The organism is Candidatus Micropelagos thuwalensis (assembly GCF_000469155.1).
GTDB classification, from domain to species: Bacteria; Pseudomonadota; Alphaproteobacteria; order RS24; family RS24; genus Micropelagius; species Micropelagius thuwalensis.
This window is the reverse complement of record NZ_AWXE01000003.1, coordinates 130,094-143,810: the sequence shown is the minus strand read 5'-3', so window position 1 is coordinate 143,810 and position 13,717 is coordinate 130,094. Positions and strand designations below refer to the sequence as shown.

Below are 13,717 nucleotides of genomic sequence, written 5' to 3'. Positions count from 1 at the left end.
AAATGTCAACTTTACCTAGCTCATCTGGTTCCAGAGTATTCGCAAGCCCACTGGCGCGTCGTTTGGCACGTGAGAATAATCTGGATTTGACCTTGATTTCCGGATCGGGGCCGGAGGGGCGCGTTATTAAAAGAGATATTGAACGTGTGATTGCCAACCCAGCAACCAATCTCAATACATCATCAACGGAAACACAAAACACAACAAAGACAACTGAATTACCGGATCCGAAATTGTTCTTCTCGGAGGATGAGTTTTCTTTAGAGCCAATTTCGCCAATGCTTCAGTCAATTGCAAAACGACTGACGGCAGCTAAATCTGAGATACCTCATTATTATGTATCCATAGATTGCCATGTAGATGAAGCAGAAAAAATTCGTGCCAGAATTAACGCAGCATTAAAAGAAAAAGATATTTCAGAGAAACTCACACTTAATGATTTTATTATAAAGGCTGCTGCTGAGGCATTAATTCAAGTGCCAGAAGTTAATGTGGCCTTTGCAGGTGATCATGTAATGCGGTTTCATAACGCAGATATTTCTGTTGCCGTGGCTTTGCCAGGTGGTGGGTTGATTACGCCGATTGTTAAAAAGGCGCATAAAAAATCAGTCAGAGAAATTGCTTCAGAGGTAAAGGAACTTGCCGCGCGTGCGAGTGAGACGCGTCTCAAGCCTGAAGAATATGAGGGCGGCACATTCTCTGTATCTAATCTTGGCATGTTCGGTATCAGTGATTTCACAGCTGTTATTAACCCGCCCCAATCGGCAATTCTGGCCATTGGCGGGGCTGAGGAAAAGTATTTTCCCGGTGCATCTGGTCCTGAGATTAAAAAAGTGATGCGTGTGACACTGAGCAGTGATCACCGTGTTATTAACGGTGCTGAAGCGGCAAAATTTGTTGCGACTTTTAAGTCGATAATCGAACAGCCCTTCTCGCTTCTCTTTGAATAATTATTTTTTACTGTCTGAGAATTTGGCAGGGCGTTTTTCCATTTCAGCCATGACCGCCTCAATCTGATTTGGTGTGCCGATAACGGCTTGCTGTAATTCCGCTTCCATCATCAGTCCTTCAGCCTCTGATAAATAAGGTGCGCGGGATAGCAGTTTCTTTGAAGCTCTAATCGCATCGGGATTTTTGCTGGCAATGGTCTGGGCCATCTCAAGAGCTGCCGCGAAGGGATCTTCAGCAATATGAGATACAAATCCGATTTGGTGTGCTTCTTCGGACTCGAATATGCGTCCTGTATAGGTCAACTCGTTAATTACATCCCGTCTTGCGAGGTGATACATAATTGGGGTTGCGCCCATGTCAGGTATCAGCCCCCATTTAATTTCCATGATAGAAAATTTTGTACCTGGCGCTGCAAAACGTATGTCACTGCCTAGGTAAATCTGAAGCCCGCCACCAATGCAGGTGTTATGCGCGGCGGCAATGACAGGGACTTCCAGTTGATGCCAGGCAAAACTGCATTTTTGAAACAGATTGGCGATGCCATGCGTTCGCTCCGTTAGCGGGATAGTTTCAACTTTTGATTTTTCGCCACTCATCATGCTGGCAAAATTTGAAACATCTAGCCCTGCACAAAAAGCTTTTCCCCTGCCTGATAAGACAACGGCGCGTACATCATCTTCTTGGCTAAGCGTCTCTGCGGCTTCCACCAGCCCTTCCATCATGTCCTTATCGAGGGCATTCATTTTGTCTTCACGTATCATTTCTACATGGGCAACATGACCGTGGCGGGTAATGGAAACTCTATCTTGCATCATTTTATCTTTCATCAATCATCTAACCAAACATATCAAAATTTCATAACATCAGGATAATTTTTGTCTTAGTTGGTTAAATTCTGCATGTTTCTCGGCGTAAAATGTCGCGCGGGATGTGTCGGGTTCTAATGTAATCACGGCGTCGTCTTGTAGCGTTGCAGGTAAATTGCCTGTGTGCGCAAGGCAGGCCAGTAGACCGGCGCCATAAGCGGCATCAGAATTAGGCTCGATGTTAATCGGTAATTGCAGAATATCAGCGATAATCTGACTCCATAAACGGCTTTTTGCACCACCCCCCAGGAGATTGAAACGATTGGGGGCTTTGCCGGTCAGCATTTCCATATTTTCTTTAATGTCCCGAATGGCAAATGCGATACCTTCAAAACCTGCGCGGGCGATATCTGATTTATCTGTTTCGCGGCTTATACCCGAAAGGCTTGCGGTTAAGTTAGGATTCCAATGAGGGGCGCGTTCGCCCATGAGATAAGGGTGGAACATCACGCCGCGTGTACCTGGTTGTGCCTTTGCGGCACATTCATTAAATGCCTGCAGGGACATATCAGACAGCACTTCTTTGCGAAGCCAGTCCAATGCAGTTGTACAGCTATTCATGCCTGAAGCGAGATACCAGCCATCTGACTCGGTACAATGCGGGTAACATGATAGCGGTGGCAGGGACGTTTTGTCGGGCACTGACATATAAACAACGCCGGCAGAGGCCAGCTTGATAGATGCGGGAGCATCTGATTTGTCATCGGAGGGTTTAAGGATCTCGGTTGAGGTATCTATGGCACCTGTATAGACGGCTGTTTTAGGGGAAAGCTTAAACCTCTTGGCGGCGCTTTCGGAGATTTGCCCCGCATAACTCACACTGGGCGCGATGTCCGGTAATTGCGAAATCTTAATACCCGCTAGATCGCAAAGTGTCGCGCTCCATTCTTCTCTATGGGCATTTACGAGTTGTAAACCAACGGAATCAGACAAATCCGTCGCAATGTGTCCGGTCAGGGAATGGCGCAACCAGTCTTTAGCAGGCAAAATCATTTGAGTTTTGTGCATTGCCTCGGGATCGTTTTCGGTGAGCCATGCCAGATGTGCAAGTGTCCATGTCGGGTTCGGTGCATGCAGGCTTTCCGCGACAATCATATCCTTCGACGCCGTGAGTTTAGACATGATGCTTTCTGCACGCTGGTCACTCCACATTATCGCATTCCGGATTGGATGCATGTCATCATCACATAAAACTGCAATATGCGTCCCAGCCGTAATACTAAGGGCCGTGATGTCTTCGGGCTTAACCGGGCTATTTGAGAAAAGATTGTCTAACAGGGTCTCAAGCGTTATGAGCCATGCGGATGGGTCTTGCTCTGCAGTCGCAAATGTCCCCAATGTGGGGTTAAGGGTGTCAACAGGCGCAGCTATATGTGCTACCGGCGACCCTGTGGCGTCGATTAGGATAAGTTTAAGTGCGCTGGCACCCAAATCTATGCCGAGAAATAACATGGCTGCATCATAAAGAAACAGCCACGAGAACACAGCAGAAAATAGGTTGATAGTTAAATTAAAAGGGGGCTGCCAAAAGCAACCCCCCGTGATGGATTCAAGATTAAATCCCTCTTATTATTTCACAAAAGGCCGCCACGAAGGCTGCTCCATGGCTCTTGTGACAGATGGGATTTTATACCCTGAAAGATATCCTACACTAGACAATGGACCACCTCCTTTCAGTTGTTGATAGCGAATCATATTTTACAGTATGAAACGAATCGGGGGAAGAAAAGGCTTGGGAAAAAAAGCAGAAATTTTGATCGTAGGTTCAGGACTAGCCGGTATGTCTGCTGGTCGGATTTTAAGCGCGTCAGGTTATCAAGTCACCGTTTTTGATAAAGGATTTCGATGCGGTGGGCGTTACGCCACGCGTCGTATTGACGGTTTCAGTTTTGACCATGGAACCCCCTATTTTAAACCGTCTCAAATTCCTGAAGATTTAAAGGATATTTTAGAAAAGCCTTATCTTAGAAGCTGGCCGTACGACTTGTCTGAGAAAGGTGAAGACGCACTTGTTAGCATGCCTGCTATGCGAAGCTTCCCCGAGGAATTGGGTCGCGGTTTGGATGTTAGGCAGGGTGTTGAAATCGAGAAATTAAGCTTTAGCGATGATGTTTTTATTGCTGAAACAGCCGATACATCCAGCGGGCCTTATGATGCTGTTCTCCTGACGGCTCCCGGACCGCAAACGGCTGATTTAATTGAGGGTTTGTTACCCCTTGGCGAAGATTTGTTACAAGCTGCCAGGAAAGTTACTTACGCGCCGCAATTCTCTGTTCTTATTGGATATGATTTTTTGCGTGATGCGCCAGCAATAATCCATAATCCGACACCAAAAATCGCTAAAATCGTTAATCAGGCAAAAAAACCTGATAGACCGATAAAATCGGCTTTTGTGGTTTTTTGTGCTCCGGAATGGAGCTTCGAAAACCTTGATAGACCAAAAGATGAGGTCGCACAGATTATCCTGAAAGACCTACAAAATATACTCTTTGAGCATAGTGTGGCAGGTGACGGACTGGATAATCCTGTATATCTGGCGGTACATTCGTGGCGTTATTGTCGTATTGAAACCTCGGCGGGTTTAACCCCTGAAGCTCAAATAGATACAAGATCTGCACTTGCTGTTGCTGGAGATTGGATTATGTTACCAGATACACACGGTGCTTTGTCCAGCGGTATAAACGCTGCGAGGCAAATTGAAATAAAATTAAGCAATAGGTCATGATATGCGCTCAGTTATTTTAGGTTTCTTTTTGGCTTTGTTTTCCAATCAGGTTAAAGCAGACGGTTCTGCACACGAATATACATTTAACAGTATTGACGGGGAACCCATGCCCTTTTCCAGCTATAAGGGGAAAGCTCTCCTCGTTGTGAATACGGCATCCAAATGTGGTTTCACGGGACAATATGACGGACTTCAATCCTTATGGGAGAACTATAAGGATAAAGGGCTGGTTGTTGTCGGTGTACCATCAAATGACTTCGCTGGTCAGGAGCCTGGGTCTAAAGAGCAAATCAAAGAGTTTTGTTCAGTCAATTTCAATGTGAACTTTCCAATGACGTCAAAAGTTGTCGTTAAAGGCGATGATGCGCACCCATTTTATCAATGGGCCAAAGATGTTGCGGGTGGCCCAATGTGGAATTTCCATAAATACCTCATCTCGCCAGACGGTAAAATGGTCAGAGGGTATTCATCGTTAGTGGGGCCAGAGTCTAAAAAACTGACGAAGGCGATCGAGAAAATTTTGCCTAATTAATGCTGAAACCTGTCTCGGCTAATTTTAAAAGATCGAATTAAGAACCATATGCTTCGCTACCAAATTATTCCGGTGACTCCGCTTCAGCAGAATTGCACGGTATTCTGGTCACCTGAAACTAATCGCGGGGGCATTGTTGATCCTGGTGGCGATTTAAGCCTCATTCGCAACTTTCTGAGCGAGAATGATATCACGCTAGAGATGATATTGTGCACGCATGGTCATTTGGATCATGTTGGGGCGGTATCCGAACTAGCGAATGAGTTATCCCTGCCAATTATTGGGCCTCATAAGGATGACTTGTTCTGGATTGAAGGTCTCCCCGAGGCTGCTGAGATGTTTGGGTTCCAAAATGTTGAGACTTTTGTTCCCGATCAATGGCTGGATGACGGCGATAAAGTTGAAGTTGCCGGTGCAACATTTGATGTTGTTCATTGTCCCGGCCACACACCGGGTCATGTGGTTTTTTATCAACCAGAAGACAATGTTGCGATGGTCGGCGATGTTATTTTTCAAGGGTCAATTGGACGTACAGATTTTCCAAAAGGCGACCATCAACAACTCATCAATTCAATCACGAAAAAACTCTGGCCATTGGGTCAAGAAGTTACTTTTGTGCCAGGCCACGGACCGACCTCAACATTCGGGGAGGAAAGGCGTTCTAACCCATTTGTATCGGATATGGCGCTCGGTCAGATTTCCTAAATATCTACTTAACGTTGTATTCGGAAAAATCCGGTTTACGCATGCTTAACATATAACGTGTCGCCGATAGAGGCCAGATGGTGAAATTCTGCCCGTCGCCGTCTTTATACCAGCTTGAACAACTTCCCTGCCAAACAGTGCCTTGAAGCCGTTTTTGTATAAAGTTGTTGAATTTATCCTGACTTACAGATTTTGGGTCGAGTGATGTCCAGCCATTTTTCCGCATTTTCTTGAGGCATTTGACGATATAATTCACCTGTGCCTCAATCATTAAAATGACTGAATTATGACCTAAAGCGCTGTTAGGCCCGAGTAGCATGAAGAAATTCGGAAAGCCTGAAACCGCAACCGTTTTATGAGATTGGATATTATCTTGCCAGCAATCTGCAAGTGTGACCCCCTCAGCTCCTTTAACTTCCATTGATGAGAGAATATTAAAGGGGTTAAATCCTGTGGCATAGATAATCACATCAAAATTATGGTTATTATTTTCTACATCAATAATGCCGTCTTTTGTGATAGCTTTGACCGCACGGTCTACCAGTTTCACATGATCTTTTTGTAAAGATTGAAGATAGGAGTCGACAAACAGAACCCGCTTACATCCAACTGAATAGTCCGGCATGAGTTTTTTTAGAAGTTCAGGATCCTTCACTTCTTGTCTCAAATAGGCCTTAGCCCTCATGCGGGCGAATTTTTGCATTAAACTATTTTCACGGAAAGCGGGATGGAGAACAAATTCCGCCCAAAGAAAAATTCTCAACCTTTTCAAAAGGGGTATAATGGGAAGCCATCGCATCAACTTTAAGGTTTTCCCTGAATATTCTTTATTTTGCCTATCCATCATCCAATTAGGTGTACGCTGGAAAACAGTTAGGGAAGCGACTTTGTCGTCAATTTCCGGAACAGCTTGAACGGCGCTGGCGGCATTGCCGATAATGGCAACATTTTTTCCGGTCAAGTCGACACTATGGTCCCATTTGGCTGTATGGAAAGAAGCCCCTTGGAACTCCTCTAATCCGGGAACGTTCGGATAGGCCGGGCTGTGTAAGCCGCCTAGACCAGAGATAACATAGTCAAATTTCTCTTCCTTGTTGTTACCTGATGCATCAGTGAGACTGACAACCCATTCATCATTTTGATAAGTTGCTCCGGTAATTTTTGTATGAAAATGACACAAGGGAATAATGCCTGATTTTTCTGACACATCTTCAAGATATGCCTGAATGTCGGCGCCGCCGGCGTATAGTCTTGGCCAATCGGATTTTTGAGCAAAAGAAAATGAATATAAATGTGTTGGCACATCACATGAGACACCGGGATATGTATTTTCGCGCCAGGTGCCGCCAACCCGGTCGGCCTTTTCATAAATAACCAGATTTGTAAAACCTGCTTCCTTGAGCTTGATGGCCATACAAATGCCCGAAACCCCGGCTCCTAAAATAGCGATGCGTGGGTTATCTGTTGTCACAATGTCGCTCCCGGTAGTTTGTTTTAAGTTTAAATGACCTATTATTAGATAGGTATTATTTTAATAGAGACTGTAAAGGCCAATGAAAAGTTTTTTACCCAATTTTCATGCTGTTATTTTCGGCTCAGGTGGTGGAATTGGTGCGGCAATGGCTTCTCGACTAACCGAATTACCGAGCTGTACACGTTTGACCCTAATGGGCAGAAATATCTCTAAAATTGAAGAGAATGTTAACGCCATTGGTGATACTGACATACAAATGCTGCAGGCTGATATCTGCGACGAGGACTCTATCGCTAGCGTGGCTGCACAACTTGGTGAACATATAAATGATGATGCGCCTGTTCAGCTGTTTGTTAATGCCAGCGGTATTTTGCATGATGAAGAAAACGACCTTCAGCCGGAAAGAAGCATTCGGCATTTATCCAATGAGGCATTCCAAAAAGTTTTTGCGATTAATAGCTTCGGCCCAGCGCTTTTGATAAAGCATTTCTTGCCATTTATGCCACGAGATCAAAGGTCGGTCTTTGCGTCTCTTTCTGCGCGTGTTGGTTCTATTTCCGATAATAAGATTGGTGGCTGGTATGCCTATCGTGCATCCAAGGCAGCGCATAACATGCTTATTAAAACAGCTTCGCTGGAAGCGCGAATGAAATATAAACAAGCGGTGATTGTTGGGTTGCATCCAGGGACGGTGGCAACAAATCTTTCGGCCCCTTTTAGAGGAAATGTGTCGCCTGAAAAGCTTTTTAGTCCATCGCAATCAGCTGATTACCTCCTTGACGTGATGGATAATCTGACACCCGCGCAGAGTGGAGCAGTATTTGCTTGGGATGGACAAGAAATACCGGCCTAGAAATAGCTTAAGCTAATCCTGAAGGTGGCGAACTAACATCAGCACGTTGGACTGCTTCCAATGCGGCGAGCGTAAGGTCTTTCGCCAAATTGGTTGTTACTTCTGGGTCAGCCACGATGACACGAGCTCTTATCGCCAAGGCCATCGCACAAGCTTGTAGCACGTCGCCATTTGCCATTCCGTCACGTCGTGCTTCCCGACTGACAACGGCGAGAATATCTTCAAGTAATTGATGCACGCGCATTGGAGCTTCCGTTGCCTCATGGAGTGGGAAATCAACATCAAATTTGTCGCCGGTATCGGTAATGGCGGTAAAGGGTAAGGGGCGTGCCATAATCATCTCCAGAAAAGTTATTTGCTGTTGCGACATCTGACTGAGCAATATTTTACTTGCTCCCAGTCCTTTATCCATTTTTTTCGCCAGACAAAAGGACGTCCGCAAACCACACATGTTTTTTCCGGAAGGTCAGATTTTTTTCGCATCTTCATATAGTGTATGTGGCGTGAAAATCTGAGATGTCAAATATTTGGAAAAATTGGGCCACGACTCCGAAATGGGGAGACGTGGCAAACCGGCTTGGGAGGGACGCCTGCCGGTTTGCATGGCGTAACTAGACAAAAATATTACGCTACGGCACTTGCTACTTCACACAACTATGCCACGCTTTAGGTAATTAAAAGATAAGTTAAAAATAGGTTCAATAACTTTATGATTTTAAGGGTTTGTTTACCCAGGCGTTGTCTTTTAACAACAAAAATTGTTGTATTTCTATCTGTAGTTGCAAAGTTTTGGTCACAGCTTGTCATGCAAGCTTAAATTTTGTTAATTAAAGACTCAATTGAGGTGTCAATTACGGTGTTTGCAGGCATCTCAAATCATATTTCAGGAGGGTCAGGTGGATCATAACAAACAATTTTATATTAATGGTGAGTGGGTCGCCTCAAATAATGGTACGGCTCACGATGTTACTAATCCCGCAACTGAAATGGCTTGCGGACAGATTACGCTCGCCAGTATTGAAGATGTCGATAAAGCTGTTGCTGCTGCAAAAGCTGCTTTTCCTGCTTATTCAAGATCCTCGCGTGAGGAAAGGCTGGCGCTGATTGACAAGATCATTGAGGTTTATTCAGCGCGTATGGAGGATCTGATTGCGGCTGTCATGATGGAGATGGGGGCGCCTAGAATGTTGGCGGCGAAGGCACAAGTGCCTGCCGGCCTTGGGCATTTTATTCAGATTAAAAAAGTACTCGAAGATTTTGACTTTGGCGGTGAACTGGGGGGTGCAAAAATTATTCGTGAACCTGTAGGCGTTTGCGGGCTGATTACACCCTGGAATTGGCCACTTAATCAGGTTGCCTGTAAAGTTGCGCCCGCGCTTGCTGGGGGTTGTACAATGGTTCTCAAGCCATCAGAGGTTTCGCCTTTAAGCGCGGTTATATTTGCTGAAATTATGGATGAAGCTGGTGTACCTGCAGGGGTATTCAATATGATCAATGGTAACGGCGCGACGGCTGGATCGCATTTATCGTCTCATCCTGACATTGATATGATGTCATTCACAGGGTCAACGCGTGCCGGTGTGCTGATTGCCAAAGCTGCGGCTGATACAGTCAAACGTGTGTCGCAAGAGCTAGGTGGTAAATCAGCAAACATTGTTCTCGATGATGCAGACCTGGAACGCGCTGTCAGACAAGGTGTCATGACATGTTTTGCCAACTCCGGTCAGTCCTGTAATGCACCCACACGGATGCTTGTTCCAGCCTCGAAACATGCCGAGGCACTCGAAATTGCCAAGGCGACTGCCGAAAAAGTTGTCGCTGGTGAGCCAGATGCCGAAGGCACGACTATTGGGCCGGTGTCTAATAAGGTTCAGTTCGATAGAATTCGTGGGCTGATACAGGCAGGGATCGATGAAGGTGCTGAACTTGTGTGTGGTGGTACTGATATGCCTGAGGGTATAGATAAAGGGTATTACATTCGCCCAACTGTTTTCGGCAATGTGACCAATGATATGCGGATTGCCCGTGAGGAAATTTTTGGCCCTGTGCTTTCTATTCTTCCCTATGAAACAGAGGATGAGGCAGTCGAGATCGCCAATGACACGGTTTATGGTCTTGCGGCTTATATCCAATCCGGCGACAGCGACCATGCTTATAAAATTGCCGCGCAATTACGTGTCGGTAATGTAAGTGTGAATGGTGCTAGCTCGGATATTGCTGCCCCATTTGGTGGATACAAGCAATCTGGTAATGGGCGTGAGTGGGGTGTCTATGGGCTGGAGGAGTTTCTCGAGTCTAAAGCTGTTGTTGGAAGCTAACGTCTAAGCTGATTTAGTGTTTATGCAGCTTACGAGTTGCAATGAAGACAGGAATAATACCTATGCCGACTATGATAAGGGCGGGGAGTGCGGCATCTTCGATCTGACCGACAGATGCATAATTGTAAACTTGTGTAGCCAATGTCTCGAAATTAAACGGTCGTAAAATAAGTGTTGCCGGTAGTTCCTTCATCGTATCCACAAAGACGAGAACCGACGCTGTTACAAGAGCTGGGCGCAACATCGGTAGGTGCACAAGTCTGAGAAGTTGAAATGTCCGAGCGCCAAGGGTGCTGGCGGCCATATCGGTGGTTTTGGGGATGCGGGACAATTCTGCTTCGAATGTGCCGAAAGAAATCGAGAGAAAGCGTAGCGAATAGGCGAAAATCACGGCGAAAACACTGCCGCTTAATATCGGCAAAAATGACAGATTAAGAAATTGGGATGAGAAATTGTCAAATTGCGACAGTACGATCAAAACCCCAAGCCCAAGGACGGTTCCCGGTATGGCGTAACCCAATGAAGCAGATTGAATTGATCTGTTAAACCACCCCGGCGCATTAATGCGTGTCAGGAAAGCCAGAAAAAGCCCGATACCTACAACAATAACAGCTGTGATGCTGGCGAGTAAAATACTTCTGATAGCAGGAGAGAATAGATTGGTGGCATTATCAAAACGCCCTACTGCAAACACGATTAGCAACATAACCGGCACCACGAAGCCGATTAAAAACGGTAGGCTGCTGATCGTTAGAACGACACCCTGCATAAGTGGCGAAGGTTTGTGCAAAACAGGGGTGAGGTCGTGTTTGGATTTTTGTTCTATGCCACCAGCGCGCAAATAGCGTTCTAAAAGTAATAAGAGTGCCATTAAGCTAAGCAGCAGCATTGCAATTCTGGCAGCACCTTCAAGGCTGCCGCGTGACAACCATGTTTCATAAACCCCGACGGTGAGCGTTTTAACACCAAGATGCTCGACAGCGCCGATATCATTCAGACATTCCATCAGTGCAAGAGCAACACCGACAATTATCATGGGTCGTGATAGCGGGAGTGCAATTTGACGAAAACTCACCCATTGTGACGCACCCAATAGGCGCCCTGCCTGCATTAATTCTGCAGATTGGTTTATGAAGCCGGTGCGTGCTGACATATAAACATAAGGATAAAGCACAATAGAGAGCGTAAAGATGGCACCGCCAAGACTATTGAGCGAAGGATACCATGCATGACTCCCAAAAATTGAAACCCATAGCTGATAAAAAGGTCCAGCTTTGTCGAGAAGTTCTGCAAACACATAGGCGGCGATATAGGTCGGCATTGCAAGGGGGAGTAACAGCAACCATTGTAAATGCCTGCGACCCGGAAAGTCGATGAATGTCACAAACCATGCTGCCGGAACGCCAGCCAAAATGGTAAAAACTGCAACACCCAGCATGAGGCCAAGTGTTTGACCAAACTGATAGGGTAGTACAGTTGTCATCAAAAACGACATTAAGCCGTCATTCGTGCTGTCAGACATTTCGGGTGGCACGACGGTAAGCCATGCAATGCCCAGAATAGGCGCAAGCATGGCCAGAACAATAAGAAAGCCAATAGGGCGCGATAATGATTTTCCGATCACCCGCTTTTGTCCTTAATCAAGGCAATGGCGGCAAGTAGTTCCCGAGAAATTTCCTCAGCCTCTTCAGGCGAAAAATCCATCGGCAAATCAATTTCCTCGGAGGTTATGTAAATACGCACCATGCCCTGATCGGTTGGCCCTATGCTCAAATCCGCTATGATTTCTGAAGGCGTGTTAATACCCATGCGTCATCTCCTGATGGTTTATACTCACTTTATAAGGCTTATTTATGATTTTGGACAACTCTATCGGAAATTCAAATTAACCGCTTGAAACATCCAGCTTTAAGGATTAATTTCCCAACACTTCCAATAAGTCGCGAAAGCAGTGCAGACGTAGCTCAGTAGGTTAGAGCGCCTGATTGTGGATCAGGAGGTCCCCCGTTCAAATCGGGGCGTCTGTACCATTTCTTCTAAAAGATAGCTCTTTAAGTAAAGCTGGCAGAGAGGAAGGGATTCGAACCCTCGATGCGCTATTAACGCATACTCCCTTAGCAGGGGAGCGCCTTCAGCCACTCGGCCACCTCTCTACGCAGAACTCCTAAATAGAACAGCAGGGAGGTTTGGTCAATTACTAAGCTGAAAGTAGCGATGAGGTTACTCGTCTATCGCCGTGTATTGAACAGCGAGATACGTAAGTCAGTTCCTTCTGGGTCCAATATAGGTCCAGTTAGGAGAAAAAAATGGCAACTATTCGACGTAAAAATGGTAAGTGGCAAGCTCTCATTCGGCGTGCTGGTGCCCCAACATGTTCGAAAACATTTATATCAAAATCTGATGCCCGAAAATGGGCTATACAAGTCGAACAAGCCCAAGATAAGGCCATTGCAGGGGTTGTAGACAAGCAAGCTCTGAACACGCCTCTACGGGCTTATTTAAGCCGTTATAAGACAGATATATCCGCCTTTAAGGCAAGCTATGATGTTGAAAAATATATTATCGGCAAATGGCAAAAACATGAGATCTCGAAACTACCCATAGGGGCGGTAACAAGTGCCCGATTGACGCCTGTACTTAACGATTACCAAAAACGCTACAAGCCAGAAACCATTCGAAAGGATTTCGGCGTGTTGCGCCATCTGTTCAATATCGCCAAAACCCAATGGCACGTTCCAATAGAAGTTAATCCTGTTGAACAATTAAGGTTGCCCTCAATTGGCAGACCCGCTGTAAGACGCCTGCCGAGAGGTGCGTGGGATGCCATCGAGGCAATTTACTCAGAAGAGACAAAGCCAGAGATATTTTTATTGGCAAAACTTGCGCTTGAGACAGCCATGCGGCGCAGCGAACTGTTACGTCTTGAATGGGAGGATGTAGATAGACAGAGAAGATTAATAACCGTTCGAGAGGGGAAAAATGGCTATTCGCGCTACATACCCATGTCTCAAGCTTCTTTATTCGTGTTTGAACAAATTGATGGGCAAGAAGCGCTGGTTTTTGGCCTGTCCCCCAGCGGGGTTGCGAATGCTTGGATAAGATTACGCGACAGGGCAGGTTATCCTGACATCAGGTTTCATGATCTGCGTCACGAAGCAATAAGTCGCTTTTTTGAAAAAGGGCTGAGCGTTCCAGAGGTCGCCTCAATAAGCGGCCACAGAACACCCAGCCAGTTGTTTCGTTATGCACATGCTGACCTAAACTCAATAGTTAAAAAGCTTTGGTAGGGACAC

Annotated in this window: 14 protein-coding genes and 2 tRNA genes; 8 read left to right on the top strand and 8 right to left on the bottom strand. The window is 45.8% G+C overall.

Going from position 1 to position 13,717, the window contains the following annotated elements:
• The first annotated feature begins 2 nt into the window (after nt 1-2).
• Entirely contained in the window at nt 3-950 is a 948-nt protein-coding gene (locus RS24_RS04440; RefSeq protein WP_021776993.1) for a 2-oxo acid dehydrogenase subunit E2, read from the top strand.
• On the opposite strand, the gene RS24_RS04435 is transcribed toward RS24_RS04440, so the two are convergent.
• Both RS24_RS04435 and RS24_RS04430 read right to left on the bottom strand, forming a co-directional pair.
• The gene (locus RS24_RS04435; protein WP_038300741.1) at nt 951-1,763 is read right to left on the bottom strand and encodes a crotonase/enoyl-CoA hydratase family protein; all 813 of its coding nucleotides are present in this window, start codon (nt 1,761-1,763) and stop codon (nt 951-953) included. It abuts the gene before it with no gap.
• A gap of 51 nt (nt 1,764-1,814) precedes the next feature.
• Nucleotides 1,815-3,269, bottom strand: a complete 1,455-nt coding sequence (locus RS24_RS04430) for a xylulokinase (RefSeq protein WP_021776991.1) — start codon at nt 3,267-3,269, stop codon at nt 1,815-1,817.
• 280 nt (nt 3,270-3,549) lie between these two features.
• On the opposite strand from RS24_RS04430, the gene RS24_RS04425 reads away from it, so the two are divergent.
• The 3 genes from RS24_RS04425 to RS24_RS04415 are packed head-to-tail and all read left to right on the top strand — an operon-like array spanning nt 3,550 to nt 5,779.
• The gene (locus tag RS24_RS04425) at nt 3,550-4,542 is read left to right on the top strand and encodes an NAD(P)/FAD-dependent oxidoreductase (RefSeq protein ID WP_192814057.1); all 993 of its coding nucleotides are present in this window, start codon (nt 3,550-3,552) and stop codon (nt 4,540-4,542) included.
• 1 nt (nt 4,543) lies between these two features.
• Nucleotides 4,544-5,074 carry a glutathione peroxidase gene (locus RS24_RS04420; RefSeq protein ID WP_021776989.1) on the top strand — a complete coding sequence of 177 codons (531 nt, stop codon included), beginning with the start codon at nt 4,544-4,546 and terminating at the stop codon, nt 5,072-5,074.
• 48 nt (nt 5,075-5,122) lie between these two features.
• Complete coding sequence (locus tag RS24_RS04415) at nt 5,123-5,779, top strand: MBL fold metallo-hydrolase (protein ID WP_021776988.1); 657 nt, start codon at nt 5,123-5,125, stop codon at nt 5,777-5,779.
• 4 nt (nt 5,780-5,783) lie between these two features.
• Here the strand turns inward: RS24_RS04415 and RS24_RS04410 are convergent, their stop codons facing one another.
• Complete coding sequence (locus RS24_RS04410; RefSeq protein WP_021776987.1) at nt 5,784-7,250, bottom strand: flavin-containing monooxygenase; 1,467 nt, start codon at nt 7,248-7,250, stop codon at nt 5,784-5,786.
• Nucleotides 7,251-7,332: 82 nt separating this feature from the next.
• On the opposite strand from RS24_RS04410, the gene RS24_RS04405 reads away from it, so the two are divergent.
• On the top strand, nt 7,333-8,106 hold the full coding sequence (locus tag RS24_RS04405; protein ID WP_021776986.1) for an SDR family NAD(P)-dependent oxidoreductase: 774 nt from the start codon (nt 7,333-7,335) through the stop codon (nt 8,104-8,106).
• Nucleotides 8,107-8,113: 7 nt separating this feature from the next.
• On the opposite strand, the gene RS24_RS04400 is transcribed toward RS24_RS04405, so the two are convergent.
• Entirely contained in the window at nt 8,114-8,518 is a 405-nt protein-coding gene (locus tag RS24_RS04400) for a hypothetical protein (RefSeq protein ID WP_239642397.1), read from the bottom strand.
• Nucleotides 8,458-8,595, bottom strand: a complete 138-nt coding sequence (locus tag RS24_RS09860) for a DUF2256 domain-containing protein (RefSeq protein WP_081696237.1) — start codon at nt 8,593-8,595, stop codon at nt 8,458-8,460. The genes RS24_RS04400 and RS24_RS09860 overlap by 61 nt, the downstream gene beginning before the upstream one ends.
• A 407-nt stretch (nt 8,596-9,002) precedes the next feature.
• On the opposite strand from RS24_RS09860, the gene RS24_RS04395 reads away from it, so the two are divergent.
• A complete protein-coding gene (locus tag RS24_RS04395) occupies nt 9,003-10,424 on the top strand; it encodes an aldehyde dehydrogenase family protein (protein ID WP_021776984.1) in 1,422 nt (473 codons plus the stop codon).
• Nucleotides 10,425-10,437: 13 nt separating this feature from the next.
• Here RS24_RS04395 and RS24_RS04390 read toward each other — a convergent pair whose 3' ends face one another.
• Both RS24_RS04390 and RS24_RS04385 read right to left on the bottom strand, forming a co-directional pair.
• Nucleotides 10,438-12,048 carry an ABC transporter permease gene (locus tag RS24_RS04390; RefSeq protein WP_021776983.1) on the bottom strand — a complete coding sequence of 537 codons (1,611 nt, stop codon included), beginning with the start codon at nt 12,046-12,048 and terminating at the stop codon, nt 10,438-10,440.
• On the bottom strand, nt 12,045-12,233 hold the full coding sequence (locus RS24_RS04385; protein WP_021776982.1) for a DUF6324 family protein: 189 nt from the start codon (nt 12,231-12,233) through the stop codon (nt 12,045-12,047). The genes RS24_RS04390 and RS24_RS04385 overlap by 4 nt, the downstream gene beginning before the upstream one ends.
• 144 nt (nt 12,234-12,377) lie before the next feature.
• Between RS24_RS04385 and RS24_RS04380 the strand changes: the two genes are divergently transcribed.
• Nucleotides 12,378-12,454: transfer RNA gene (locus RS24_RS04380), tRNA-His, on the top strand.
• A 32-nt stretch (nt 12,455-12,486) separates the two neighbouring features.
• On the opposite strand, the gene RS24_RS04375 is transcribed toward RS24_RS04380, so the two are convergent.
• A tRNA-Ser gene (locus RS24_RS04375) sits at nt 12,487-12,577 on the bottom strand.
• 153 nt (nt 12,578-12,730) lie between these two features.
• Between RS24_RS04375 and RS24_RS04370 the strand changes: the two genes are divergently transcribed.
• Complete coding sequence (locus RS24_RS04370) at nt 12,731-13,711, top strand: tyrosine-type recombinase/integrase (protein ID WP_021776981.1); 981 nt, start codon at nt 12,731-12,733, stop codon at nt 13,709-13,711.
• Nucleotides 13,712-13,717: the final 6 nt, after the last annotated feature.

What these genes read in the sequence shown, in the direction of transcription:
- RS24_RS04385 (WP_021776982.1), bottom strand. Translation starts at nt 12,233, where the DNA reads ATGGGTATTAACACGCCTTCAGAAATCATAGCGGATTTGAGCATAGGG.
- RS24_RS04420 (WP_021776989.1), top strand. Translation starts at nt 4,544, where the DNA reads ATGCGCTCAGTTATTTTAGGTTTCTTTTTGGCTTTGTTTTCCAATCAG.
- RS24_RS04415 (WP_021776988.1), top strand. Translation starts at nt 5,123, where the DNA reads ATGCTTCGCTACCAAATTATTCCGGTGACTCCGCTTCAGCAGAATTGC.
- RS24_RS04370 (WP_021776981.1), top strand. Translation starts at nt 12,731, where the DNA reads ATGGCAACTATTCGACGTAAAAATGGTAAGTGGCAAGCTCTCATTCGG.
- RS24_RS04405 (WP_021776986.1), top strand. Translation starts at nt 7,333, where the DNA reads ATGAAAAGTTTTTTACCCAATTTTCATGCTGTTATTTTCGGCTCAGGT.
- RS24_RS04440 (WP_021776993.1), top strand. Translation starts at nt 3, where the DNA reads ATGTCAACTTTACCTAGCTCATCTGGTTCCAGAGTATTCGCAAGCCCA.
- RS24_RS04435 (WP_038300741.1), bottom strand. Translation starts at nt 1,763, where the DNA reads ATGCAAGATAGAGTTTCCATTACCCGCCACGGTCATGTTGCCCATGTA.
- RS24_RS04400 (WP_239642397.1), bottom strand. Translation starts at nt 8,518, where the DNA reads ATGGATAAAGGACTGGGAGCAAGTAAAATATTGCTCAGTCAGATGTCG.
- RS24_RS09860 (WP_081696237.1), bottom strand. Translation starts at nt 8,595, where the DNA reads ATGAAGATGCGAAAAAAATCTGACCTTCCGGAAAAAACATGTGTGGTT.
- RS24_RS04430 (WP_021776991.1), bottom strand. Translation starts at nt 3,269, where the DNA reads ATGTTATTTCTCGGCATAGATTTGGGTGCCAGCGCACTTAAACTTATC.